General features: G+C 71.7%; 22 protein-coding genes. 13 read left to right on the plus strand and 9 right to left on the minus strand.

The window, feature by feature from the left end; all coding sequences use genetic code 11:
* Nucleotide 1: 1 nt before the first annotated feature.
* A complete protein-coding gene (locus tag BJ992_RS23330) occupies nt 2-1,117 on the minus strand; it encodes a PP2C family protein-serine/threonine phosphatase (protein WP_184984443.1) in 1,116 nt (371 codons plus the stop codon).
* A gap of 118 nt (nt 1,118-1,235) precedes the next feature.
* On the opposite strand from BJ992_RS23330, the gene BJ992_RS23335 reads away from it, so the two are divergent.
* Together BJ992_RS23335 and BJ992_RS23340 are read left to right on the plus strand one after the other, a co-directional pair.
* Nucleotides 1,236-2,489 carry a GNAT family N-acetyltransferase gene (locus BJ992_RS23335; protein ID WP_343072812.1) on the plus strand — a complete coding sequence of 418 codons (1,254 nt, stop codon included), beginning with the start codon at nt 1,236-1,238 and terminating at the stop codon, nt 2,487-2,489.
* Between the two features lie 13 nt (nt 2,490-2,502).
* A complete protein-coding gene (locus tag BJ992_RS23340) occupies nt 2,503-2,703 on the plus strand; it encodes a hypothetical protein (protein WP_184984445.1) in 201 nt (66 codons plus the stop codon).
* An 11-nt stretch (nt 2,704-2,714) separates the two neighbouring features.
* Here the strand turns inward: BJ992_RS23340 and BJ992_RS23345 are convergent, their stop codons facing one another.
* Nucleotides 2,715-3,191, minus strand: coding sequence for a ribose-5-phosphate isomerase (locus tag BJ992_RS23345; RefSeq protein ID WP_184984447.1), 477 nt, complete (start codon nt 3,189-3,191; stop codon nt 2,715-2,717).
* A 132-nt stretch (nt 3,192-3,323) separates the two neighbouring features.
* Between BJ992_RS23345 and def the strand changes: the two genes are divergently transcribed.
* Nucleotides 3,324-3,812: a peptide deformylase gene (def, locus tag BJ992_RS23350; protein ID WP_184984449.1), complete on the plus strand. Its 489-nt coding sequence runs from the start codon at nt 3,324-3,326 to the stop codon at nt 3,810-3,812.
* A gap of 21 nt (nt 3,813-3,833) precedes the next feature.
* Here the strand turns inward: def and BJ992_RS23355 are convergent, their stop codons facing one another.
* Both BJ992_RS23355 and BJ992_RS23360 read right to left on the minus strand, forming a co-directional pair.
* Nucleotides 3,834-5,240, minus strand: a complete 1,407-nt coding sequence (locus BJ992_RS23355) for an aldehyde dehydrogenase family protein (RefSeq protein ID WP_184984451.1) — start codon at nt 5,238-5,240, stop codon at nt 3,834-3,836.
* A 153-nt stretch (nt 5,241-5,393) separates the two neighbouring features.
* Complete coding sequence (locus BJ992_RS23360; RefSeq protein WP_184984453.1) at nt 5,394-6,032, minus strand: mycothiol-dependent nitroreductase Rv2466c family protein; 639 nt, start codon at nt 6,030-6,032, stop codon at nt 5,394-5,396.
* 222 nt (nt 6,033-6,254) lie between these two features.
* Here BJ992_RS23360 and pepN point away from each other — a divergent pair, with 222 nt between their 5' ends.
* The 4 genes from pepN (at nt 6,255) to BJ992_RS23380 (ending at nt 12,466) form a co-directional block, all read left to right on the plus strand.
* Nucleotides 6,255-8,822, plus strand: a complete 2,568-nt coding sequence (gene pepN, locus BJ992_RS23365; protein WP_184984455.1) for an aminopeptidase N — start codon at nt 6,255-6,257, stop codon at nt 8,820-8,822.
* A gap of 205 nt (nt 8,823-9,027) precedes the next feature.
* Nucleotides 9,028-9,588, plus strand: a complete 561-nt coding sequence (locus BJ992_RS23370; protein WP_343072813.1) for a LemA family protein — start codon at nt 9,028-9,030, stop codon at nt 9,586-9,588.
* Nucleotides 9,589-9,607: 19 nt separating this feature from the next.
* On the plus strand, nt 9,608-11,482 hold the full coding sequence (locus tag BJ992_RS23375) for a DUF2207 family protein (protein ID WP_184984457.1): 1,875 nt from the start codon (nt 9,608-9,610) through the stop codon (nt 11,480-11,482).
* Between the two features lie 12 nt (nt 11,483-11,494).
* Entirely contained in the window at nt 11,495-12,466 is a 972-nt protein-coding gene (locus BJ992_RS23380; protein WP_184984459.1) for a hypothetical protein, read from the plus strand.
* A 3-nt stretch (nt 12,467-12,469) separates the two neighbouring features.
* Here the strand turns inward: BJ992_RS23380 and BJ992_RS23385 are convergent, their stop codons facing one another.
* A complete protein-coding gene (locus BJ992_RS23385; protein ID WP_184984461.1) occupies nt 12,470-13,888 on the minus strand; it encodes an amidase family protein in 1,419 nt (472 codons plus the stop codon).
* 153 nt (nt 13,889-14,041) lie between these two features.
* Between BJ992_RS23385 and BJ992_RS33155 the strand changes: the two genes are divergently transcribed.
* From BJ992_RS33155 to BJ992_RS23400, 3 genes are all read left to right on the plus strand, one after another.
* Complete coding sequence (locus tag BJ992_RS33155; RefSeq protein ID WP_343072814.1) at nt 14,042-14,860, plus strand: nuclease-related domain-containing protein; 819 nt, start codon at nt 14,042-14,044, stop codon at nt 14,858-14,860.
* Between the two features lie 169 nt (nt 14,861-15,029).
* Complete coding sequence (ilvD, locus tag BJ992_RS23395; protein WP_184984465.1) at nt 15,030-16,871, plus strand: dihydroxy-acid dehydratase; 1,842 nt, start codon at nt 15,030-15,032, stop codon at nt 16,869-16,871.
* 197 nt (nt 16,872-17,068) lie between these two features.
* Complete coding sequence (locus BJ992_RS23400) at nt 17,069-17,275, plus strand: FmdB family zinc ribbon protein (protein ID WP_184984467.1); 207 nt, start codon at nt 17,069-17,071, stop codon at nt 17,273-17,275.
* A gap of 228 nt (nt 17,276-17,503) precedes the next feature.
* On the opposite strand, the gene BJ992_RS23405 is transcribed toward BJ992_RS23400, so the two are convergent.
* Complete coding sequence (locus tag BJ992_RS23405) at nt 17,504-17,986, minus strand: helix-turn-helix transcriptional regulator (RefSeq protein WP_184984469.1); 483 nt, start codon at nt 17,984-17,986, stop codon at nt 17,504-17,506.
* Nucleotides 17,987-18,396: 410 nt separating this feature from the next.
* Complete coding sequence (locus BJ992_RS23410; protein WP_184984471.1) at nt 18,397-18,906, minus strand: HNH endonuclease; 510 nt, start codon at nt 18,904-18,906, stop codon at nt 18,397-18,399.
* A 354-nt stretch (nt 18,907-19,260) separates the two neighbouring features.
* Between BJ992_RS23410 and BJ992_RS23415 the strand changes: the two genes are divergently transcribed.
* Entirely contained in the window at nt 19,261-21,333 is a 2,073-nt protein-coding gene (locus BJ992_RS23415) for a prolyl oligopeptidase family serine peptidase (RefSeq protein WP_184984473.1), read from the plus strand.
* 12 nt (nt 21,334-21,345) lie between these two features.
* Here the strand turns inward: BJ992_RS23415 and purU are convergent, their stop codons facing one another.
* Nucleotides 21,346-22,194: a formyltetrahydrofolate deformylase gene (purU, locus tag BJ992_RS23420; protein WP_184984475.1), complete on the minus strand. Its 849-nt coding sequence runs from the start codon at nt 22,192-22,194 to the stop codon at nt 21,346-21,348.
* A gap of 143 nt (nt 22,195-22,337) precedes the next feature.
* On the opposite strand from purU, the gene BJ992_RS23425 reads away from it, so the two are divergent.
* Both BJ992_RS23425 and BJ992_RS23430 read left to right on the plus strand, forming a co-directional pair.
* The gene (locus tag BJ992_RS23425) at nt 22,338-22,745 is read left to right on the plus strand and encodes a hypothetical protein (protein ID WP_184984477.1); all 408 of its coding nucleotides are present in this window, start codon (nt 22,338-22,340) and stop codon (nt 22,743-22,745) included.
* Complete coding sequence (locus BJ992_RS23430; RefSeq protein WP_281390448.1) at nt 22,735-23,187, plus strand: NUDIX hydrolase; 453 nt, start codon at nt 22,735-22,737, stop codon at nt 23,185-23,187. Before BJ992_RS23425 ends, BJ992_RS23430 begins: the two co-directional genes overlap by 11 nt.
* A 44-nt stretch (nt 23,188-23,231) precedes the next feature.
* Here the strand turns inward: BJ992_RS23430 and BJ992_RS23435 are convergent, their stop codons facing one another.
* Nucleotides 23,232-25,313: a tetratricopeptide repeat protein gene (locus BJ992_RS23435; RefSeq protein WP_343072815.1), complete on the minus strand. Its 2,082-nt coding sequence runs from the start codon at nt 25,311-25,313 to the stop codon at nt 23,232-23,234.
* Nucleotides 25,314-25,483 lie beyond the last annotated feature (170 nt).

Here is a 25,483-nt window from a genome sequence, read left to right on the forward strand (position 1 = left end):
GTCAGGGACGCCAGATGAGGATGAGCGCGCAGTCGTCGTTGTGACCGGCGGACATGGAGTCGACCAGCGGCCGGGCCCCGCTCAGGAAGCCTGACGGCACCAGCCGCTCGGCCTCGCCGAGCAGCCGGTCGAGGCCGGAGTCGATGTCGCGTCCCGGCTGCTCGATCAGGCCGTCGGTGTACAGCATGAGCGCGTCGCCCTTGTGCAGCACGCCGTTGTCCGGCTCGCAGTGCAGGTCCGGCACGACGCCGAGCACCACTCCCTTGGCGGCGGAGACCTGCCAGGTGCCGGTGCCGGCGTCGAACTTCACCACAGGCGGATGCCCGGCCGAGGTGATCTGGTAGGCCCCGGTGGACAGGTCGAGCCGCAGGTGGACGGCGGTGACGAAACCCTCGCCCTCGGGCTGGCGGTGCAGGTAGGCGTTGCAGGCGGGGAGGAACGCGTCGACCGAGCCGAGCAGCCCGCCGAACGTCCCCGACAGCATGAGCGCTCTGGTGCCGGCGTCGACCCCTTTGCCCGACACGTCGACGAGCGCGATCTCCAGGATGTCGCCGTTGCGGGTGGACACCAGGAAGTCGCCGCCGAACGACGACCCGCCGGCCTGCTTGAGAACGACCTTGGAGCCCCAGTCCTTGCGAAGCGCGGGCAGGTCACCCTGCCGTTTGAGCCGGTCGCGCAGCTCCAGCAGCATGACGTCGCCGCGCAGGCCCTGCACGCCGAGCACGCCGCGGGTGCGTGCCATGAGGACGGCGAGCACCATGGTGAAGCCGAGCGTGACCAGCGTGCCCGGCGTGAGGTGGCGCGGGCCGAGCAGCACGGCGATGGTGCCGAGCGCGACGAACTCCGAGCACAGCAGCACCGCCAGGCTGCGCAGCCGCAGCTGCAGGCCGCCGACCAGCGTCACGAGGATGAACAGGCTGGGTGAGAACCACTCGCTGGAGACCCGCGCGGAGAGGAAGCCGAGCGTCAGCGTGAGCAGGCTCAAGGTGATCAAGAGATTGCGGTCACGTGCCAGTGGCCCCCTGCGGAGGAATCGCACGATCCGCACCAGAAAAGGGATGCGCACCAAGATCGCGCGGAGCCGCGGGGGGATCAGCGGCGCCGGACGGGAACTCATGATGGAGCCGACTCTATCTGGCCCGATGCCCTTTGGGCAGCCTACTTGACCAAGACCTTGATCATTAAACGGGTATATTAGGTGGCCGATCCGGTTTGCCCGGTCCTACCGTGACTCCGTGACGTCTCAGCCAAGTCCCCGGTTCAGCCCTGCCATACGCACCCTCGACAAGTCGGAGTGGCCCCTCTGGATGGCCGTGTTCCAGGAGGCCTTCAACCAGGAGTTCGCGCCGTCCCGCGACGCGCGCTTCAAGTCGGTGGTCGAGTTCGACCGCTCACTTGGCGCCTTCGACGGCGACGTGCTGGTCGGCACCACCGCCGGCCTGTCCTTCTCCATGACCGTCCCCGGGGGGCCGCGTCCGGTGTGCGGTGTGACCGCCGTCTCGGTGCTGCCGTCACACCGGCGCAGGGGGGTGTTGTCCTCGCTGATGCGCCGCCAGCTCGACGACCTGCACGAGCGCGGTGAGGCGCTCGCCGCGCTGTACGCCTCGGAGGCCGGCATCTACGGCCGCTTCGGCTACGGAAGGGCCGTGGACAATCTCTTCTTCCGCATCCCGCGCCGTGGCGCGCGGCTCGCCGCGCACGCGCCGTCCGACCCGGCGCTGCGGTTGCGGGTGGCGAGGCCCGCGGAGGTGCGCGACGACCTGGAGCGCGTGTTCGAGGCCGTGCGGCCCACGCGGCCCGGCCTGTACGCGCGGTCCGCCGAGCGCTGGAGCGCGCTGCTGGCCGACGACGAGACCGCCCGCCGCGGCGACGGGCCGCTGCGCTGCGTGGTCGCCGAGGACGACGCCGGGGTCAGGGGCTACGCGCTGTTCCGCGTCAAGGCGCAGTTCACCGACCACGACGTGCCGGACGGCGAGGTCCTGCTCATGGAGCTGTTCGCCGTGGACCCGGCCGCGTACACGACGGTGTGGGGCCACGTGCTCGACCGGGACCTGTGCTCCAGCGTGTTCGCGTACAACCGGCCCGCCGACGACCCGATCATCCACCTGCTCGCCGAGCCCCGGCACCTCAACGCGGGCTGGCTCGACGAGATGTGGATCCGGGTGGTGGACCTGGAGCGCGCGATGCCGATGCGCGCGTACTCGGCGGCGGCCGACGTGGTCATCGAGGTCGAGGACCCCGTGTGCCCGTGGAACCAGGGCCGGTGGCGGCTGTCGTGCGACCGCGAGGGTGCCACGTGGTCGCGGACCACCGACCCCGCCGACCTCACCCTGCCGGTCAGCGTGCTCGGCGCGGCGTACCTCGGCGGCCGTCCGCTCGGGACGTTCCACTCCGCCGGGATCGCCGAGGAGCACCGCAGAGGCGCGCTGCGTGAGCTGTCCGCCGCGATGCTGTGGGAGATCGCCCCCTGGGGCGGCCTCACCTTCTGAGTAGGATCCGGTCATGGCACTGCAAAGCTTGCAGATCACCACGATCACCGCGATGCGCGCACGGGACGTGTCACGTCCGGACGCCGAACACCAGGAGGCCGCCGACCGGCGGCCTCTGCGTGACGAGACGCCTCGCAAGGCAGAGACGCCGGCGCGCCGCTCCGAGGCCCAGCCGCCGCGGCGCAAGCCGGAGACCCGGCGGCGCGGCGGCTGAGGCGGCCGGCGTCAGTCGCCGGCGGGCAGCGGCGGCACGGCGCCTGTGGTCTCGTAGTCGGCGAGTTGCGTGATGCGGCGGCGGTGGCGCTCGTCGCCGGAGAACGGCGTGCTCAGGAACACCTCGACCAGGCGGGTGGCCTCCTCGACGGTGTGCATGCGCGCGCCGATGGCCACGACGTTGGCGTCGTTGTGCTTGCGGCCGAGCGCGGCGGTCTCCTCGCTCCAGGCCAGCGCGGCGCGGATGCCGACCACCTTGTTGGCGGCGATCTGCTCGCCGTTGCCCGAACCGCCGATCACGACGCCGAGCCCGTCGGGGTCGGCGGCCACGGCCTCGGCCGCGCGCAGCACGAAGACGGGATAGTCGTCCTCGGCGTCGTAGACGTACGCGCCGTGGTCGGCGACGTCGTGACCCTGGTCCTTGAGCCAGGTCACCAGGTGGTTCTTGAGTTCGTGGCCGGCGTGGTCGGCGGCGAGGTAGACGCGCACGGGCTCATCATCGCAGCCACGTGCCCGGCGGGTCCAACCGGGCGGGCCGCCACGCCGCAGGAGACGCCGGCCTGCCGCTCGTCCGCTAGAGTAAGAGGCACTTGGCGAACAGACCCCTTACAGGAGAGTGGTATGCGCGACATCCGCGTGATCGGCGACCCGGTGCTGCGCACTCCCGCCGCGCCGGTCACCGAATTCGGCAAGGACCTGCGGCGGCTGATCGACGAGATGACGGAGGCCATGTACGCCGCGGACGGCGTCGGTCTCGCCGGGCCGCAGATCGGCGTGCCGAAGCGGCTGTTCGTGTACGACGTGAGCGGCCGTAAGGGGCACGTCGTCAACCCTGAGCTGACGGTCGACGACCCCGAGACCGTCCTGGACGAGGAGGGCTGCCTGTCGGTCCCCGGCCGCGCGACCGGCAAGCCGCTGTACGCCGCCACGCCACGCGCCGCCGGCGTCACCGTGCGCGGCGTCGACCGCCTCGGCAGACCGGTGACGCTGAAGGCCCGCGGCCTGACGGCACGCTGCTTCCAGCACGAGTGCGACCACCTGGACGGCGTCCTGTACGTCGACCGCCTCGCCAAGGACGCCGCTCGCGGGATCCTGCTCCAGGCCCCCTGACCTCCGGAACCCGGGAGCCCTTCAGAACTGGAGTGCCTTGACCTCCTGGTACTCCCGCAGACCATGCTCGCCGAGCTCACGGCCCACCCCCGACTGCTTGTAGCCGCCGAACGGCGCGGACGGGTCGAAACGTCCGCCGTTGATCGCGACCTGGCCGGTGCGCAGCCGCCGGGCCACGGCGACCGCGGCCTCCTCGGTCTCGCCCCACACCGCGCCGGCCAGGCCGTACGGCGTGCCGTCGGCGATCTCGACGGCTTCGTCCTCGGTGAGGTACGCCACGATGACCAGCACCGGCCCGAAGATCTCCTCCTGCTCGATCGCCATGCCGGGCTCCACCCCGGCGAAGACCACCGGCTCGACGTAGAAGCCGCGCTCCAGAGGCGGGTCGGTGCCCCCCGTCACCAGCCGTGCGCCTTCCTCCTGCCCCCGGTTGACGTACCGGACCACCCGATCGCGTTGCGCGGCCGACACCAGGGGGCCGAGCCGGGTGGCCTCGTCGAACGGGTCGCCGACGGTGTACCGGGCCGTGGCCGCCACCGCGAGCTCCACGGCCTCGTCGTAGTGGTCGCGGTGCACCAGCATGCGGCTCCACGCCGAGCAGGTCTGCCCGGAGTTGAGGTAGGCGTTCGCCACACCGGCCCTGACCGCGGCCCGCAGGTCGGCCCCCGGCAGGATCACGTTGGCCGATTTGCCGCCGAGCTCCAGCGCGACCCGTTTGACGGTGTGCGCGGCCAGCGCCGCCACTCTCCGGCCGGCCCGGGTGGAGCCGGTGAACGACACCATGTCGACGCCGGGGTGAGCGGCGAGCGCCTCTCCGACCACGGGGCCGTGACCGCTGACCAGGTTGAAGACGCCGGCAGGCAGCCCGGCCTCGTGGAGGATCTCGGTGAACGCGTACGCGGCGAGCGGTGCGATCTCGCTCGGTTTGAGCACCACGGTGCACCCGGCGGCCAGGGCCGGCGCGACCTTGCACACGACCTGGTGGAGCGGGTAGTTCCACGGGGTGATCGCGGCGACGACACCGGCGGGCTCGCGCACGATCAGCGAACGGCCCGCGCGCCGGCCGGTCTCGTCCAGCTCCTCGGCCATGCGCGCGTGGTCCTCCAGCACGGCGAGAGGCAGCAGGGTCTGGACCTTGAGCGCCATGGCGTACGGCGCACCCATGTCGGCGGCGATGATGCGCGCGACCTGCTCGGCGCGCTCGCGCAGCAGCCGCGCGGCGGCCCGCAGCAGCGCGCCGCGCTCGGCGGCCGGGGTGCGCGACCATGCGGGGAACGCCTCGCGCGCGGCGGCGACGGCGCGGTCCACGTCGTGCGCCGACCCGGACGGCACCCGGTCGATCACCCGCTCGGTGGCCGGATCGACGACGTCGGTCCCGTCCCCCGAGGAGGACGGGACCCAGGTGCCGCGCACGTAAAGCTGCCGCATGCCCTGCCTTCGCGCCGTGGCGGCGTCCTCCCCCCGGCGGACCCTACCCGGACGACGTTACGGCGCGGCGCGCGCGATGGTCACTCCCTGATTCCGGTTGTTGACAAGTCGTAACCTGAGGGATGCTCGCGCCGCGTCGCCGATGGGTGCGGATCAGGTGAAGACGGGCTCGCGCGTGCGGGAACGCTTGAGTTCGAAGAAGCCGTCGGTGCCGGCGACCAGCAGCACGCCGTCCCACAGTTTGCCGGCGGCCTCACCCTTGGGTGCGGGGCTGACGACCGGGCCGAAGTAGGCGACGTCGCCGACCCTGATGATGGGGGTGCCGACCTCCTGGCCGACCAGGGTGATGCCGCGTTCGTGCGAGCGGCGCACGGCGTCGTCGTACTGGGTGGAGTCGGCGGCGGCGACCAGCCCGGGGTCGAGGCCCAGGGATTCGAGCGCCTCGCCGAGCGTGCGGCGCACCGCGGCGACGCGGTCCTCGCCCTTGGTGTCGCCGAGCGCGGCCTCGTTGTGGAACCGGGTCCCGATCGCGGTGTAGAGGTCGCCGAGGACGTCGTCGCCGTACTTCTCGGCGGCGGCCTGCAGGACACGCACCGAGGCCATCGCGTCCTTGAGGACGGCGCGGTAGTCGTCGGAGATGTCCTTGTCCTCGTTCAGGACGGCGAGGCTCATGATGTGCCAGCGGGGCTCGATCTCGCGCACCTTCTGGACCTCGTGGATCCAGCGGGACGTCATCCAGGCCCACGGGCACAGCGGGTCGAACCAGAAATCGACCGGTGTTCTTTCGGTCATGGCACTCATGCTCCCTGCGGGGTCCGTCGCCGCGGCGATCCGCGACACAACCCCTAACCCACCCCGGACGCCGTTCTATTCCAGTCTTAAAGAGTATGAAATACGGATATCCCGGTGGGACCCGCGGGGAGAAACCCGTGCGCCATCACGGCGTCCGACGTGGCAGGATTCATGCATCCCTTCCGCGAGGAGGCGGGAGGTGCGCCAGGACGAGGAGTGGATGTGGCAGGTAATTTGACCCGCGACGAGGCCCGCGAGCGAGCCCGGTTGCTCGACGTCGAGTCCTACTCCGTCGAACTCGACCTCACCGAGGGCGAGGAGCGGTTCGAGAGCATCACGACGGTCCGCTTCTCCTGCGCCGAGCCCGGCGCCACCACCTTCATCGACCTCGCCGAGGCCAAGCTTCGCTCCGCGACGCTCAACGGCGCCGAGCTGGACGTCTCCACCTACGACCCCGCCAAGGGCCGTCTGCCGCTGCCGGGCCTCGCCGCGGCCAACGAGCTGCGCGTCGACGCCGACCTCGTCTACATGCGCACCGGTGAGGGCCTGCACCGCTTCGTGGACCCCGTCGACCAGAAGGTCTACCTGCACTCGCAGTTCGAGACGGCCGACGCGCACCGCATGTACGCCTGCTTCGACCAGCCCGACCTCAAGGCGACCTTCGAGCTGTCCACGCTGGTGCCGTCCGACTGGGAGGTCGTCTCCAACGCCGCTCCCGAAACGGTGGAGGAGCTGGAGGAGCACCAGGGCCGTCACGGCACGCTCCAGCAGGCCAAGCGGTGGCACTTCCCCGCCACACCGGTGATGTCGACCTACATCACCGCGCTCATCGCCGGGCCCTACTCCGTGGTGCGCGACGAGCACGACGGCATCCCGCTCGGGGTCTACTGCCGCGCCTCGCTGGCCGAGCACCTCGACGCCGGCAACGTCTTCGAGGTCACCAAGCAGGGCTTCGACTTCTTCCACGAGGTCTTCGGCCTGCGCTACCCGTTCGGCAAGTACGACCAGCTCTTCGTGCCGGAGTTCAACGCCGGCGCCATGGAGAACGCCGGCGCGGTGACCCTGCTGGAGGACTACATCTTCCGCTCCCGCGTCACCGACGCCATGGTGGAGCGCCGCGCCGAGACCATCCTGCACGAGATGGCCCACATGTGGTTCGGCGACCTGGTCACCATGCGCTGGTGGGACGATCTGTGGCTGAACGAGTCGTTCGCCACCTACATGTCGGTGCTGTGCCAGGCCGAGGCCACCCGCTGGGGCCAGTCCGCGTGGACCACCTTCGCCAACGTCGAGAAGTCCTGGGCCTACCGCCAGGACCAGCTCCCGTCCACCCACCCGATCGCCGCCGACATCCCCGACATGCAGGCGGTCGAGGTCAACTTCGACGGCATCACGTACGCCAAGGGCGCCTCGGTGCTCAAGCAGCTCGTCGCCTACGTCGGGCTGGACAACTTCCTCGCGGGGGTGCGCGACTACTTCGGCGAGCACGCCTGGGGGAACACCGAGCTCAAGGACCTGCTGTCGGCGCTGGAGCGCACCTCGGGCCGCGACCTGTCGTCCTGGTCCAAGGAGTGGCTGGAGACCACTTGGGTCAACACGCTGCGGCCGTCGTTCACGGTCGACGACGAGGGCCGGTTCCTGGCCTTCGACGTGCTGCAGGAGGCCCCGGCCGACCACCCGACCCTGCGGTCCCACCGCATCGCGATCGGCCTGTACTCCTGGTCGGACGGCAGCCTCGTGCGGGTGCGCCGCGTGGAGCTCGACATCGTGGGTGCCCGCACCGCGGTGCCTCAGCTCGTCGGCGAGACCCAGCCCGACCTGGTGCTGCTCAACGACGACGACCTGACGTACGCCAAGATCCGGCTGGACGAGCGCTCGCTGCGCACGCTGGTCGACGGCGGCATCGCGGCGTTCACCGAGTCGCTGCCGCGGGCCCTGTGCTGGTCGGCCGCCTGGGACATGACGCGGGACGCCGAGACCGCCACCCGCGACTACGTGTCGCTCGTCGTCTCCGGCGTGCACTCCATCACCGACATCACCGTCCTGCAGACCGTGCTGCGGCAGGCCACCCAGGCCGTCCGGCTGTACGCCGACCCGGCGTGGCGCGCGCAGGGCCTCGCGGACCTGGCGGCGGCGCTGCGCCGGCTCATCGGCACCGCGGAGCCGGGTTCCGACCACCAGCTCTCCTACGTCAACGCCTTCACCGGCGTCGCCACCTCACCCGATGATCTGGCGTTCATCCAGGACATCCTGTCCGGCACGGCGGTGCCTGAGGGCCTGACCGTGGACGCCGACCTGCGATGGTCGCTGATCCACGCGCTGGTGAGCGGCGGCGTGCTCGGCCCCGACGACATCGCGGCCGAGCTGCGGCGCGACCCGACGGCGACCGGCGAGCGCTCCGCGGCCATGTGCCAGGCGTCCGTGCCGACCGCCGAGGCCAAGTCCGCCGCCTGGGCCGCCATACTCGGCGGCACGCTGAGCGGCGCGATGCTGCGCGCCACGATCGTCGGGTTCGCCGACCCGTCCCACCCTGAGCTGCTCGAACCGTACGGCGAGCGGTACTTCGACGAGGTGGGCCGCGTCTGGTCGGCGTGGTCGTCCGACAGCGCGCAGCGTTTCGCGATCGGCTGCTACCCGGCGATCCTGGTGGACCCGGTGATCGTGGCCCGCACCCAGGACCACATCTCGGCCACCGAGCCGCCCCACGCGCTGCGGCGCCTGCTGCTGGAAGGCGCCGACGGCGTCAGCCGTGCGCTGCGCGCCAGGGCCAAGGACGCCTCGGCCGCCTGACCCGGCCCGCGAGCCCCGCCCGCCTGACGCGCGAGTCCGGTCGCGCGTCAGGCGGGCCGGTCCGTCACGGCCGATCCGGCGGCCTGTAAGCACCCTGCAAGGGGCCCGCGTTGTGATGGTGGCGTAGCACCACCGGCAGCTCGTTTACACATGGACCAGGCGAGGTCTACTGTGCGCGCTGTCACCGTACGCCCCGGAGGCCCCCGTGATATTCCTCGTCGTCGTCGGCGTCGTCGCCCTCCTCGTCATCCTCTTCGTCCTCTTCACCGTCACCACCTACAACAGCCTCGTGCGCAGGCGCGGCGCCGTCGACAACGCGTGGGCCCAGATCGATGTGCAGCTCAAGCGCCGCCACGACCTGATCCCGAACCTCGTCGAGACCGTCAAGGGGTACGCCGCGCACGAGCGGCAGACCCTGGAGGCCGTGGTCGCGGCCCGTCAGCAGGCGGTCGCCGCGCAGGGTCCGCAGGACCAGGCCGCCGCCGAGAACATGCTGAGCGGCGCGCTGAAGAGCCTGTTCGCCGTGTCGGAGTCCTACCCGGGACTCAAGGCGGACCAGAACTTCCTGGCCCTGCAGGACGAGCTCGCCACCAGCGAGAACCGCATCGCGTACGCGCGGCAGTACTACAACGACTCCGTGCTGACCTACAACAACGGCATCCAGACCGTGCCGGCGAACATCGTGGCCGGCATGACCGGTTTCACGCCGCGCGCGTACTTCGAGGCCCCCGGCCAGGAGCGCGGCCCGGTCCAGGTCCGTTTCTGAACGTCCGAGGGTCAGCGCCATGGTGACGATATTCGCGGTGGCCGCGGCCGTCGCGCTCGCGCTGTGGGGGCTGCTGGTGGCTGTGCTCGCGTACGCCACCCGCAACCCCTCGGTGCGGCCGGGGCCGGCGACCGGTGAGCTGCGGCCGGAGTCCCCGGCGGTGGTCGACCTGATCACCGGGGACTGGCGGCTGTGTGACGAGGCCGCCTCGGCGACCCTGATCGATCTGGCCGCCAAGGGAGCGGTGGAGATCGACGAGATCGGTCCAGAGCTGTCGCTGGTGCGGGTGCGTGAGCCCCGCGGGCCGCTCACGCCGTACGAGAAGCTCGTGCACGACCACGTGCGGTCGCTGGCCGTGGACGGGGTGGTGGCGACCGGCGCGCTCGCCGAGGGGGCCCGCAGCCTCGGCCGGTGGTGGAAGAGCTTCCGCCGCAAGGTGATCGCCGAGGCACGCGAGCAGGGGCTGTCCCGCGCACGCTGGAGCAAGGCGCACGCCACGCTGCTGACGTTCACCGCGGCGGTGCCGGCCGTCGCGGCGGCCATCGCGGTCGAGGTGAACGCCGAAGCCGACGACAAAGGGGCCGGCGTCGGAGTGGCCGTCATCGGGTTCGCGTTCCTCACCGCGCTGGTCGGCAAGCTGAACGGCGAGCGTGGCACCGCCAAAGGCGCGGAGGCCGCCGGGTACTGGCTCGGGGTGCGCGAGCACCTCGCCGCCGGGGACGCCTACACCGAGCGGCCCGCCGCCTCGGTGACGATCTGGGGACGGCACCTGGCGTACGCCGCCGCGCTCGGCCTCGCGCCGCGCGCGGTGGCCGGGCTGCCGGTCAGCGTGCCGGCCGACGACCGCCGCGCCTGGTCCGACTACGGCGGCATGTGGCACGTGGTGGACGTGCGCTACCCGCGGCGGATCGTGCGGGGATGGCCCCCTGGCACCGTGGCGTTCCGCGCGCTGGTGACCGGGTTGTTCGCCGGGTTCTGGAGCTGGATCGCCGGGGTGGCGGCGAGCGCCTTCGACCTGTGGCCGTCCGGCCTGGTGCTGCCGGGTGCCTACCTCGTGGGTGCCGCCGTCGCGGCGCTGCCGTTCGCGCGGGCCGTGGCCGATCTCGCGGGAAAGACGGAACTGGAGGGGCAGGTCGTGCGGTTGCGCCGTGTCACGGTCAGCTCCGACGACAACGGCAACTCCAAGTACGTCTACTGGGTCGCGCTGGACGACGGCCGGGCCCGCGAGGTCATGGCGTACGGCACCAGCGAGGCCACGTGGCGGGAACTGGCCGAAGGCGACGTCGTGCGGGTGAGTGCCGCGCGCCGGGTCGGGTGGATCCACGAGGCGCACATCCTGCGGCGCTCACGGCACCGCGGCACCGCGTCGTACGACGACACCGGGGAGCACACACTCGACGCGCCGCGCGACCTCGCCGAGGCGGGGCCGTTCGCGGCGGCGGCGAGCCGCGGCAGGCAGCCGGCGGTGCCGGCGTGGCTCGCGACGCTGCTGACGCCGGCCGATCTGCGCCGGGTGCTCGGCGTCGACACCGGGCCGGCGGAGGCGAACCCGGAACGGCCGGCCACCCCGGACTGGCTGGCCACCGAGTCCTGCCGGTTCCGCGGCACCGGGCTCGCCGGCGCGGAGGTCACCGTGGACCTGTACGCGGCGAAGGGCAAGCGTGGCGGCTACCTGATGGTGATCGGGCACCTGCTCACCCGGGTCCAGGGCAGCCCGGTGAACGGCGTCGGGACCGGCGCCATGCTGTACCCCGGGGTGATCGCCGCACGCAGCGGTGAGGGGACGTTCGCCGTCCATGTCCACTCCCCCGCCGGGCCGCCGCCACCGGACGCGATGGTCGCGCTGGCCCGCACGGTGGCGAGACGGATGGGAGGCAGATCACCGGTGGCGTGAGAGGGTGTCGGGGTGGATTCGCCTCGACATCTGCTCGCCGAGCTGGCGCGGCGTCACGCGTTCGCCGACCTCGGCGCGCTGGCGCCGAAGGTCGTGCCGGAGGCGGTGCTGATCCCGCCGCTGTGCGAGTTCGGGCAGCGGCTCCTCACGCTGGACGCCGAGGACTTCGCGGCCGAGGTGGACGCCAGGACCGTTCCCGCGGGGCTGCGGCGGCGGGCCCGGGACTGCCACATGCCGCAGACGGCGCGCGAACAGCCCCGGGGGGCCCTGGCGTCGCTGCGGCCGGCGTACGGGCTGCTCCTTGAGGTGATCAAGGTGCGGTGGGAGCGTCGTGAGCTCAGCTCGATGATGGCGGCCGTGCACATCGCCGCGGAGTACCTGCCGCTGCTGGCGTTCGAGCCGGTGCTCGGCCACGCCGGTGACCCGGTGCTGTGGCCGCCGGGCCTGCGGGCCGAAGGCAGCAGGTTCGGCGCCATCGGTGACCGCGAGTGCTGCCACACCAAGCCGGAGAAGTCGGCCGCCGAGCGCACGCTGCGCGTCGCGCAGGAACCGGCGACGGGCTGGCGCGCCTACTTCGACCGCCAGCACAGCCAGCTCGCCGGGGCCCTCGCGACCTGCGTGTCCCGCTGCCGCAACCCGTGCACCGCCATGGACTGGATCCCCGTGGACGCGCGGGACGGCGTGGTGGCCCGCAGCGCGACCGCGCGCGCGTTCGCCGACACCCCGCTGGTGCGGCTCAGGCACGCGGCCCCGGTCGGCCACGGCTTCGGTGTGCCGTCGCCGGAGGAGGTGCAGGAGGCCTGGTCGCGCAGCCGCCTCAGCCTGGCGCGCGGTGAGACCGGCGCCACGGTCCTCACCGAGGACGGCTTCCCGCTCCCCGGCCTGCCGGCCCTGTTCACCGCGGTGGCCGCCGCATCCATCGCGCCGGCGACGCTGTTGGCCGACGTGGCGGCTCACCTGGTGCGCCTCGTCGAGGAACCCTGAGCTTCACCACATCGTGGGCCTGCGGTCCCCCCAGAAACCACCGACGGCGGCCTCGACCTGCGCGGACACCGAGATCAGCGTGGTCTCACCGCCGACGCGGCCCGACAGCATCACCCCGACCGGCAGGCCCTCCGGCGTCCAGTGGAGCGGGAGGTTGACCGACGGCTGGCCGCTGACGTTGTAGATCGCGGCGAACGGCGCGAAGCGTTCCATGCGCCGGAACGTCTCCTCCGGGTCCTCGACGTCCTCGAACCAGCCCACCGGGACCGGCGGCCGCGTGACGGTCGGCGACAAGATGGCGTCGTACTCGTTCATCACCAGGAACGCGAAGCGGGTCGCGGTCTGCAACGCCGACTGGGCCCGCAGGAACTCCGGCGCCGGCGTGGCGAAGCCGCGCTCACGCAGCCACCGCGTGACCGGACGCAGCTTGGGCTCCATCTCGGGGTCCACCGGGTGCACACCGGCGAAGCAGAACCACAGCTTCTCGAAATCGGCGACGATGGAGGCGTCGAACGCCGGTGGCATGTCGACCACCTCGTGGCCGAGCGACTCGAGCAGCGCCGACGCCTTCTCGTACGCCGCGAGCACCTCCGGGTGCACCTCGGAACCCGGCACGACCGGCGTCGCGTCGCGGCCGATGCGCAACCGGCCGGGTTCCCGGGTGACGGCCTCGGTGAACGGCATCGGTGACGGCGGCGCGAGGTACAGGTCCCCCGGCTGGTTGTGCGCCATGACCTCCAGCAGAGCGGCGGCGTCGGCCACCGTGCGCGCGATGGGGCCGTTGGTGGACAGACCCGCGAGGTCCGGCAGGATCGGGGCGAACGACACGCGTCCGCGGGTGGGCTTGATGCCGTACAGGCCGCACAGCGACGAGGGGATGCGGATGGACCCGGCGCCGTCGCTGCCCTGCGCGACCGGGGCGAGCCCGGCGGCGACCGCGGCGGCGGCGCCACCGCTCGACCCTCCCGCCGAACGTGACAGATCCCACGGTGTGCGCGACGGCGCGGAGACGTACGTCTCGGTGTAACAGGGCAGGCCGAATTCGGGGGTTGCGGTCTTACCCAGCATGACGGTGCCGGCCTTTCGGAGGCGCTCCACCATGCTGTCGTCCACCGGCGCGACGAACCCCTCGTAGGTGGCCGAGCCGAACAGCACCGGCACGTCCTTGACGAGGTTCAGGTCCTTGACGGGTACGGGGACCCCGAGCAGCGGAGGCGGCTCGGCCCCCGACAGGAGCAGCGCCTCGGCGTCCCGTGCCTGGTCGAGGGCGAGTTCGGGGGTCGGCGTGACGAACGCGCCGACGTCGTCGTTGAGCCGGCCGACGCGTTCCAGATAGTGCTCGGTGATCTCGACAGGGGACAGCTCCTTGCGACGGACGGCCGCGGCGAGCTCCAGAGCTGTGAGATCGTGTATGTGCGCCACGTCTCCGCACAGTAAAGTGTGCGGCCGGGAGTTATCTAGAGAGAAAACGCGTAGATACCCGGCTTTCGCCGCACGAAGCGGGAACGCACGGCCACAAAAATGTGAACTAGCCAACACTAGGCACCGTCTGGGGCGTCAACTACCGTGAGTAGCGTGGATTCCGGCCTAGACCCCGACGACGGTCACAATACGTCACCCATCTGGGTGAGTGACCGCTCCTCAGAGCCGCGATCTCAGCCCGCGCCTCCCGAGGAGACCTACGCGCCTGTCGAGCGCGCTTCACTGCTTGGCCTGCTCCAGCAGCCCAAGTACCGGCCGCTGCGGTTGCGCGCGCTGATCGCGGTGGGGGCGGGGCTGGTCGTCGGCATCCCGCTGTGGAGCTGGCGGCTCGGGCTGATCGCGGCGATCATCGCGGCCATCGCGGACACGATCTACCGCGCACGCACGGTTTCCTCCGTCGCCCCGTGGCGGCGCGCTTCGGTGGCGGAACGCCGCACCGAGGCCCAGTTGAAGAAGCTCGAACGCAACGGCTACCTCACTCTGCACGCGCGGGCCATCCCCGGCAGCGACGCGCAGATCGACCACCTGGTCATCGGCCCGACCGGCGTGTACGCCGTCGACTCGGAGAAGTGGGACAAGAGGCTGCCGGTGCGCGTCCAGTCGCATCGCAAGCTGTTCCACGGGCCGTTCAACCAGAAGCCGCGGCTGGACGAGGCCCGCTGGGAGGCGTCCCAGGCGAGCGAGCTCATCTCCAAGGCGCTCGGCCACGAGGTATCGGTCGTGCCGTCCCTGGCGATCTACGGTCCGGCGATCCCGTGGAAGATCCTCAACATCCGCGAGGTCGACGTGTTCGACGGCGGGCGGGTGCGCAGGTGGATCACCAACCGGGAACGTTCCCTCACCCCTGAGGAGATCGAGGACATCTACGCGGTCGCCGCGGAGGTCCTGCCGGCGCGCTATCCCGAGCACTGACCGTCGCAAGGGTCCTTCGGGGCTTCCCGTCATCCACCACTGCCCCCGGGAGCCCCGAAGGATCTCGGTTCCCCGTTCTCCTGTGTCCGGCTCGTGGACCTCTGGTCTCACGTGCCGGGCGGCGGCCGTACCATTTGAAGACCGAGCTGTCATCGGATGGGAGAACGGCATGCCGGCCCTCAGGTCTCGTACGGTCACTCACGGCAGGAACATGGCGGGAGCGAGGGCCCTGCTCCGCGCCACGGGGGTGGCCGGGTCCGACTTCGGCAAGCCGATCGTCGCGGTGGCCAACAGCTTCACCCAGTTCGTGCCGGGTCACGTGCACCTGCGCGAGGTGGCCGACGTGGTCGCCGGCGCCGTCCGCGAGGCCGGGGGGATCCCGCGCGAGTTCAACACCATCGCGGTCGACGACGGCATCGCCATGGGCCACGGCGGCATGCTCTACTCCCTGCCGTCCCGCGAGCTGATCGCCGACGCGGTCGAGTACATGGTCAACGCGCACTGCGCCGACGCGCTGGTCTGCGTCTCCAACTGCGACAAGATCACGCCAGGCATGCTGCTCGCGGCGCTGCGGCTCAACATCCCGACGGTCTTCGTGTCCGGCGGTCCCATGGAGGCCGGCAAGGCCCCCGCGGGCCGCAAGCTCGACCTCATCGACCCCATGATCGCCGCCGCCGACGACAGCGTGTCGGACGCCGAGCTGCTGGAGATGGAGGAGAACGCCTGCCCCACCTGCGGCTCGTGCAGCGGCATGTTCACCGCCAACTCCATGAACTGCCTCACCGAGGCGATCGGCCTGGCCCTGCCCGGCAACGGCACCACCCTCGCCACGCACACCGCGCGCAAGGCGCTGTACGAGAAGGCCGGACGGCAGATCGTCGAGCTGACCACCCGCTACTACGACCAGGACGACGCGTCGGTGCTGCCGCGGGCCATCGCCACCCGTGACGCGTTCGAGAACGCCATGGCGCTGGACGTCGCGATGGGGGGGTCGACCAACACGATCCTGCACCTGCTGGCGGCGGCCCGCGAAGGCGGCGTCGACTTCGGGCTCAAGGAGATCAACGAGCTGTCGCTGCGGGTGCCGTGCCTGTGCAAGGTCGCCCCCGCCACGGCCAAGTACCACGTCGAGGACGTCCACCGGGCCGGCGGCATCCCCGCGATCCTCGGCGAACTGGACCGCGCCGGGCTGCTGCACCGCGACACCCACAGCATCCACGCCGGTTCCCTGACCGAGTTCCTCGACGCCTGGGACCCCAAGTCCCCCGCGGTCACCGACGAGGCCCTCACGCTGTGGCACGCCGCCCCCGGCAACGCGCGCACTGTGAAGGCCTACTCCCAGAGCGCGCAGTGGGAGTCGTTGGACCTCGACCGCGCCGAGGGCTGCGTGCGCGACCTCGACCACGCCTACAGCCGTGACGGCGGCCTCGCCGTGCTTTACGGCAACATCGCCCCCGACGGCTGCATCGTGAAGACCGCCGGTGTCGACGAGTCGATCCTGCGCTTCAGCGGCCCCGCCGTGGTGTTCGAGTCGCAGGAGGACGCCGTCGAAGGCATCCTCGGCGGCAAGGTCACCGCAGGCGACGTCGTGGTCATCCGCTACGAGGGCCCCAAGGGCGGCCCCGGCATGCAGGAGATGCTCTACCCGACGAGCTTCCTCAAGGGCAAGGGCCTCGGCAAGGCGTGCGCGCTGGTCACCGACGGCCGTTTCTCCGGTGGCACCTCGGGCCTGTCCATCGGCCACGCCTCCCCCGAGGCCGCCGAGGGTGGCATCATCGCCCTGGTCCAGAACGGCGACCGCATCGACATCGACATCCCGTCGCGCACCATCGAGCTGCGCGTCCCCGACACCGAGCTGGCCTCCCGCCGCGATACCCTGCTCGCCGCCCTCGGCCGCTACCGCCCCGAGAACCGCGAACGCCCCGTGAGCGCCGCGCTGCAGGCCTACGCCGCTCTCACCACCAGCGCCTCCACCGGCGCCTCCCGCGACCTCAGCCAACTGGCCCGCTGACACGGCCACGCGGCGCCTCCCACCACCCCGGCGGGCCCGCCGAGCATCGGCGGCGCCGCCGGGTCCAGGCGGGACGGCACGACGGCTCGCACGGTCGACGTGGCAGAGCACGACGGCTCCGCCGGATCGACGCGGAGAGCCGGCGGCTCCGCCGGATCGAGGCGGGAAGGTGCGGTGGGACGTCGTACTCTTGAGGCATGCCGCGTTATGACTATCGTTGCCGTGCGTGCGGGTCGACGTTCGAGGTGTCCCGGCCCATGTCCGCCTCCGGAGATGCCGTGGCGTGTCCGGAAGGGCACGACGACACGGTGAAGCTTCTTTCCACCGTCGCCGTCACTGGCGGCGCGGCGGCGCCGCGGCCGTCCGGTGGGGGCGGCTGCTGCGGTGGCGGCTGCTGCGGCTGACGACGCCGTAACACCTCGCCGTTCCCAGGCACCGGACCCGGCACTTACCCCCGCGGGTCACGACCTCGCCGGACCCAGGCATCTGACCTGCGGGTCACGACCTCGCCGGACCAGGCGCCTGACCGCGCGGGTCACGACCCGCAGGGCTCCGGGGCCGCGGGCCGCGAAGGTGTAGGGGCCCCGGGGCCGGAGGCCGGCCCCGGGGCTTTCCGGTGTGCGCCGGGGTCTTCAGGCGGCGGTCATGGCGCGCCGCTGGAACGGCAGGTAGCGCTCGGCTCGGTGGGGGCGTGCGGGGACCAGGGTGGGTTCCACGGCGACGATGCGGTCGAAGCGGAAGGCACGCACACCGAGAGCGGTGCGGCACCAGCCGACGAGGTACCAGTGAGTGCGGTGGACGAGGCAGGTGACGGGCTCGACGTCGCGGGAGCTGACGCGGCCGCCGGCGTCGCGGTAGTGCAGGCGGATCACCTGGCGGCCGGTGACGGCACCCGCGATGGTGCGTGCGCGCCGGGCCACGTCGGGGGGCAGTGGGGTGGTCAGGGTGTCGAGGGTGGAAGCGGTCACCTCGTCATCGAGGTCGAGCATGTCGAACACGCGGCGCAGGCCGAGGCGGGCCGTGGCGGCCTGCGGCCCCTCGCCGAGGTGGGCCAGGGAGAGGGCGAGAGCGGCGATTTCGGCGGTCGTCAGAAGCGGCGTGGTGACGTTTGCCATACCACTACAGTACCCGCCGGAACCGACATTTTTCGAACACCAGATCTGGAACTCGACCTCGGTATGGTGACGTTTCCTTGCCCGCCTGTAACGCCGTGCTGCCTGTCCGGCCAGGTCAGCAGGCACCCGGCCACCTCCACGCGCCGTGTTCCCCCGGAGGACGACAGTTCCCTTGCCGCGCTGCTCGCACCCCTCCGCCGAGCGCCGTGCGCACGCGTAGGACGACGGCTCTCTCGCCGCGCCTCTCGCCACCACTCCGCCGAGCGCCGTGCGCAGGACGACGATTCTGTCGCCGCGCTTTGCCACTCCTCCGCCGAGCGCCATGTGCGCGTGACGGACGACGGTTCTCTCACTGTGCTGTCCCACCTCTGCCGTCCCCGCGCGCAGTGTGCGCGCGGGGACGGCAGAGCTCAGGCCGCGGTCTCGGTCAGGTACGGGGCCCACTGGGGGTCGCCGTCGAACTGCGCGCCGATGAGGCGCCAGTGTGCGCCTCTCGGGACGACAGGGGCCACGCGCAGGGTCCAGCCGATCTCGTCGAGGAGGCGGTCGGCCTTGCGGTGGTTGCAGGTCATGCACGAGGCGACGCAGTTCTCCCAGGTGTGCGGGCCGCCGCGTGAGCGGGGGAGCACGTGGTCGATGGTCTCCGCGCGCTGACCGCAATAGGCGCATCGGTAATCGTCCCGCCGCATCAGCGCGGCCCGGGTGAGCGGGATGCGTGAGCGGTACGGGATTCGGACGTAGCGCCGTAGCCGGATCACCGAGGGGACCTCCAGCGTGCAGGACGCGGAGCGCAGCACGGCGCCCCGGCCGTCACGATGGACGACGTCCGCCTTCTCCATGATCACCAGCACCACGGCGCGGTGCAGGTTCAAGGTGGTGAGCGGTTCGAATGTGGCGTTGAGCAGGAGCACCTGGCGCATCAGCGGGGCCTTCCCGCCGCGCAGGTTCGGAAGGGGGGTGCGCCGGTGCACACCCCGGGTTGCGGCCCGTCGGATTGGGCCCCGGATGATTCCGTCACAAGCACCTCCGCCGGACGGTCCGGTGGATGGGTTCCACGGCACCGCCCTCAGCAAGTGTGGCCTTTCGGTCGACTCTCCCGCCACCCCAATTAACGGTCGTGTCTTCCAGACCCCGCCTTTCGGTTTATGTCCGGTTGTACCCGCTAAGCAAACCTTTCCGGGAAAGATCACTCTTCTCCCCGTCGGATCAGCCCACGGCGAAGCCGGACACGTTCGGTCCATCCATCATGACGAAGGTGCCATAAGCTCGCCATCATGACGCGAGAGCCGTACCCGACCGCCCGCCGTGACGACATCGTGGACGATCTCCACGGCACGCCGGTGCCCGACCCGTACCGCTGGCTCGAGGATCCCGATGATCCCGCCACCAGGGAATGGCTCGACGCGCAGAGCGATCTGTTCGCCAAACACATGGCCGCCACCCCCCGGCGGGACGCGTTCCGTGACCGCATCACCGAGCTGGTCCGCTCCGGCACCGTCGGCGCGCCGGTGTGGCGCGGTGAGCGGCGCTTCGCCATGCGCCGCACCCCCGACCAGGAGCACGCCGTGCTCTACACCGCCGACCCCGGCGGCGCCGAGCGTGCCCTGCTCGACCCGGTCGCCATGGACCCCTCCGGCCTGACCACGGTGGACTCCTGGCAGCCCGACAAGGAAGGCCGCGCGCTCGCCTACCAGATCTCCGTCGGCGGCGACGAGGAGTCCAAGCTCCACGTGATCGACGTGGCGACCGGCGAGCTGCTGGACGGCCCCATCGACCGGTGCCGCTACTCCCCCGTGGCGTGGCTCCCCGGCGGCGAGGCGTTCTACTACGTCCGCAGGCTCGCGCCGGGTGACGTGCCGGCCGGCGAGGAGCAGTACCACCGCAGGGTGTACCTCCACCGTCTCGGCACCCCCGTCGAGCAGGACGTCATGATCTTCGGCGAGGGGCTGGAGAAGACCAACTACTACGGCGTCGCGGTCTCCATGGACGGCCGCTGGCTCACCGTCTCCGCCTCCCGTGGCACCGCGCCGCGCAACGACCTGTGGGTGGCCGATCTGTCCACCTCGTCCCTGGAGGCCCCCGAGCTGGTCACCGTGCAGCAGGACGTCGACGCGCAGACCGTGCTGCAGTTCGGCAGGGACGGCCTGGTCTACGTCTTCACCGACCGTGACGCGCCGCGCGGCCGGGTCTGCGTGACCGAGCCCGGCCGGCTCACCGCCGAGCACTGGCGCGAGCTGATCGACGAGGACGCCGAGGCCGTGCTGTCGGACTTCGCGATCCTGGACGATCTGGAGCGTCCGATCATGCTCGCCGGCTGGACCCGCCACGCGATCAGCGAGATCACCGTGCACGACCTCGCCACCGGCGAGCGGATCGGCGAGGTGCCTCTGCCGGGCCTCGGCAGCATCGGCGCGATCACTGATCACCCCGAAGGCGGCCACGAGGCGTGGTTCGGCTACACCGACCAGACCAGCCCGACCAGCATCAGGCGCTACGACGCGCGCACCGGTGAGACCACCCTGTGGGAGGCGGCACCCTGCGCGGTCGAGGTGCCCGAGGTGACCACCGAGCAGGTGGTGTTCCGCTCGGCGGACGGCGCCGAGGTCCACATGATCGTCACGTCGCGTCCGGGGGACGGCCCGCGGCCCACCATCCTGTACGGCTACGGCGGCTTCGGGGTGTCCATGGTCCCCGGCTTCTCCGCCGGCACCCTGGCGTGGGTGGAGGCCGGCGGGGTGTACGCCGTGGCACAGCTGCGCGGCGGCGGCGAGCAGGGCGAGCAGTGGCACCGGGCCGGCATGCTCGGCGGCAAGCAGCGCGTCTTCGACGATCTGCACGCCGCGGCCGAGCACCTGATCGCCACCGGTGTCACCACACCCGATCAGCTCGCCATCTCCGGCGGCTCCAACGGCGGCCTGCTGGTGGGTGCCGCGCTCACGCAACGTCCCGACCTGTACGCCGCGGTGGCCTGCGCGGCTCCGCTGCTCGACATGGTCAGGTACGAGCTGTTCGGCCTCGGCGCCACCTGGAACGTCGAGTACGGTTCGGCGTCGGTGCCCGAGGAGTTCGAGTGGCTGTGGGGCTACTCCCCCTACCACCACGTGCGCGAGGACGTGCGCTACCCGGCCACGCTGTTCCTGGTGTTCGGGTCCGACACCCGCGTGCACCCGCTGCACGCGTGGAAGATGTGCGCCGCGTTGCAGCATGCGCAGACGGACCCCGACCGGCCCGTGCTGCTGCGCAACGAGAGCGAGGTCGGCCACGGCGCACGTGCGGTGAGCCGCTCGGTCGAGATGCTGTCCGACCAGCTCGCCTTCCTGGCCCGCCACACCGGTCTCACCGGCTGAGGCCGGCGGGGGTCAGCGCGGGAAGACGATGGTCTTGTGGCCGTCGAGCAGCACGCGCTGCTCGGCGTGCCAGCGGACGGCCCGGGCCAGGGCCAGGCGTTCCACGTCACGGCCCATGGCGGCGAGGTCCTCGGGTGAGTGGGTGTGGTCGACCCTGGCGACCTCCTGCTCGATGATCGGGCCCTCGTCGAGGTCGGCCGTCACGTAATGGGCCGTCGCGCCGATCAGTTTCACCCCGCGCGAGTGCGCCTGGTGGTAGGGCCGCGCGCCTTTGAACGACGGCAGGAACGAGTGGTGGATGTTGATGACCCGGCCGGCCAGCTTGGCGCACAGGTCCTCCGACAGCACCTGCATGTAGCGGGCCAGCACCACGAGGTCGACGCGGTAGTGGTCGACCAGGGTGAGGACCTCTGCCTCCTGCCGCTGCTTGGTGTCGGGGGTGATCGGCAGGTGGTGGTAGTCGATGCCGTACGACTGGGTGAGCGGCCGCAGGTCGGGGTGGTTGGACACCACCGCGACGATCTCGATGTCGAGCAGGCCGGAGCGCGTGCGGTAGAGCAGGTCGTTGAGGCAGTGGCCGAGCTTGCTCACCATGACCAGCACCCGGGGTCTGACCGCCAGGTCGTGCAGGCGGAACTCCATGGCGAGCTCGGGTGCGAGACCGGCGAACAGCCCGCGCAGAGCGGCCTCGGTGAGGTCGGAGGTGAACTGCACCCGCATGAAGAACAGGCCCGCACCGGCGTCACCGAACTGCTGGCTCTCGGTGATGTTGCAGCCGTGCGCGGCCAGCAGGCCCGACACGGCGGCCACCACCCCCGGCCGGTCCTGGCAGGACAGCGTCAGCACGTATTCGGAGCTCATCTCACCCTCCACCTCGCCCTGAGGAAGGTTACCGCTCCGAGGTGTGATAGTCGCCGTTTCTTCCACAGGTTGGACGCGGCGGCGGCGCACCCGCCGCGAAGGCCCAGTACAGTGGCGCCTGGCGAGCGGGAAGGAGCCGGAGCGTGCTGAAATGGCACACGCTTTCACCGGGTGAGAAACGGGCCGCCGTCGCGCTGGCGGCGATGCTCCCCGGGTACGTCAACGCGGTCTTCGTCGCCGAGCACCTGGCCGAGGCCATCGCCTGGCAGCGCGGTGAGCTCACCGACGAGCAGCTGATGGAGCGCACCGGCTGGATACTCAACGCCACGCCGGAGCAGTACGCCGAGATGGCGATCAGAGCGGCGGGTGCGGCCGGTGTGGACCCCGTGGAGTGGCTGGAGGCCATGAAAGGCGCCTACCCCGAGCAGCGGGCCATCGCGGCCGAGCTGGAGCGCCAGGGGGGCCGGCGGCCGAAGGGCCGCACGGACGAGTTCTGGGAGATCGTCAACGCCAACACCTGGCCGGACCCGCCGGACGACGTTGGCCGATGACCGGCCCGCGGCGCGGGTCATGTGCGTGGACGGGCTCGGCCGGGTGCTGCTCATGCACTGGCGTGACACGGTGAGCGGCGAGGTGTTCTGGGAGCCGCCCGGCGGCGGGATGGACCCCGGCGAGACGCCGCTGGCCGCGGCCCGCAGGGAGCTGACCGAGGAGACCGGGCTGCCGGGGCGGGCCGTGCTGGACGTCTGGGTGCCGGTGCCGCGCGACTTCCACTGGCTCGGTGTGCACTACGTCAAGGTGGAACCGTTCTACCTGGCCCGTTTCCCCGTGGTCCCGCGCGCCGACCCCGCCATGCTCACCGCCGAGGAGAGCGGGACCTACCTCGGCAGCGCGTGGCTGTCACCGGCCGAGCTGGCCACGCTGCCCGACCCGATCCGGCCGCCGCACGTCGTGGAGATCACCGCGGAGTTGCTGCGGCTCGCCGGGGACTGAACGCCGCGGCACGGAGCCGGACCGGCGACTCGCTGAGCGCCGCGTCACGTCGCCTCGCCGGTCTCTCCTGGCCCTTCTCCGAGTGCCGCGTCACGTCGCCTGGCGGTGTCCGCCGGGCCCTCGGCGAGGGCCGCGGCGATGTCGGGATCGGCGGGGTCGAGGGCCTGCGCGCGGCGCAGGTCGTCGAGTGCCTTCCCTGCGCGGCCCAGGGCACGCAGGGCCATGGCGCGGTTGAAGTGCGCCTCGGCCCCGGCGCCGAGTTCGATGGCGCGGGTCAGGTCGGCGACGGCCCCCTCCAGGTCGCCGCTGTCGTAGCGCAGCCCGGCGCGGCTGGCCCAGGCCTGCGCCAGCGCCGGATCGGCCGCCAGCGCCGTGGCGAACGCCGCCTCGGCCGCCTCCTGCCGTCCCGCTGCCGCTTCGAGCTGGCCGAGCACGCAGCACAGGTGGGGGTCGCCGGGGGCCAGGGCCAGCCCGGCCTCGACGTCCGCGCGTGCCTCGTCCGCCAGACCCAGCCGCAGCAGCAGCCCGGCACGGTTGATCCAGGCGTCCAGCCAGCCGGGGTCCAGCTCCAGCACGCGGTCCAGGTCGGCACGCGCTCCCGGCAGGTCGTCCAGGTCGAGCAGCACCTGAGCGCGGTTGTAGTGCGCCTCCGGCAGCGGCGGGCTCAGCCGCAGCGCCGCCTCGTAGTCGGCGAGCGCGGCCTGCGGCCGTCCCATGCGGAACAGAAGCGTGCCTCGGTCGAGGTAGGTGTCGGGGTGACCGGGGTCGAGGCCGATCGCGGCGTCCATCTCGGCCAGTGCCTCGGTACGGCGGCCCATGCCCGCGAGCACCTGGGCCCGGTTGGCGCGTAGGACCATGCGGTGGAGCGGGTGACGTCCCGGCGGCAAATCCCCGTCCGCCAGCCGGACGGCCTCGTCCACCAGCGCGAGCGCCGCCTCGTCGTTGCCGCGCCGCGTCTCGATGAGCGCCTTGCCGTTGAGGTCGAAGCCCAGTTTGAACGCGCGGACCACCGGGTCCGGCAGCAGGCTGGAGATCGCGATGGCCGCGTTGACCCACCGTTCGGCCCGCATGAGGTCGCGCCGCGCCGGGTCCGGGTGGCGAGCGTCCAGCATGGCGGTGCCGTAGGCGGCGGCCGAGTGCACCTCGGGGTCCACGCTCGCCCCTCGGGCCGCGTCGTACAGGTCGCGTGCCGCGTCCATCTGGCCGAGGCCGGCCAGCGCGGTCGCGGCGGACTGGACGAACGTCCACCAGCGGGTGGTGCCGGGCTCGGCGAGCCGCAGGCCGCGCCTGCCGAGGTCGGCGGCGGCGTCGAGGAAGCCCTCGGCGAGGCAGTGGGTGAGCGCCGCGAGCACGGCCCGCGCTCCGGCGCCGCGCGGGTCGGCGCCGTGCTCACGGTGGTAGGGGATGGCGCCGAGGGTGTGGGAGGGATCACCTGCGGCGAGCTCGTCGGCACGCCGGTCGTGCAGCCGGGCCCGCTCGGCGGCGGGAAGCGCACGGTACGCCGCGACGGCGCGCGGGTCGTCGGAAGTGCCGTCGGAGGCCACATAACGCTCGGCGAGGTCCTCCGCGCTCTCCCGGAGGGACGATATGGCCGATATCCGATGGCCTTTGAATGAATCCGGCGCGGGTGCGAGGGAACAGACGGCAATCGTCAATCGCCGTGGGTCGAAACGCCGCAGGAGTGCGGCGAGCAGTTCACGGTCGGTGGCGTCGGCCTCATGCATGTCGGTGACGACGACGGCGCCGAGCGGCACCCGGCAGTCCCGGACGAATTCGGCTATTCCATTGGCGATGCGTGACGTGCGCCGCGCACCCGGCACCAGGATGCGCTCGTCCTCAGGCAGCATCTCGTGCAGCGGAGTGTGCCGCGCGGCCACCTGGCCGCGCAGGTCCAGCGCCGCCGCCCTGATCTCGATGTCGTGCGCCGCGACCACCTCCGGCGCCTGCTCCGCGCAGGCCGGGAACATGGCGCGGAGCAGGGTTCCACCGAACGTGTAGGGCCCTCGCCGCCGGCGGTGCGCGTCGACGACGAGGACCGGAGCGGGAAGGTCCAGGCCCGCGGCCAGGGTCAGCCGCGCACCGGACGATCCGCTGTGGATCCACGTGTGGTCAGGGTGAGGGCTCACCCTTTGTGAATCGCGCTGGCCGCGCCGCTCAAGCGGGCCATACCTGGCTTGCGAATAACGATCTTTTTCATCCCGGGCCTCCTCGGGTCGATCGCTCATATGAGCCGAAAGACCCAATTAACCCCGATCGCGGATAATTCGCAAGCATCATTATGGACGGCCTGATAACC

It is taken from the genome of Sphaerisporangium rubeum (assembly GCF_014207705.1).
GTDB classification, from domain to species: Bacteria; Actinomycetota; Actinomycetes; order Streptosporangiales; family Streptosporangiaceae; genus Sphaerisporangium; species Sphaerisporangium rubeum.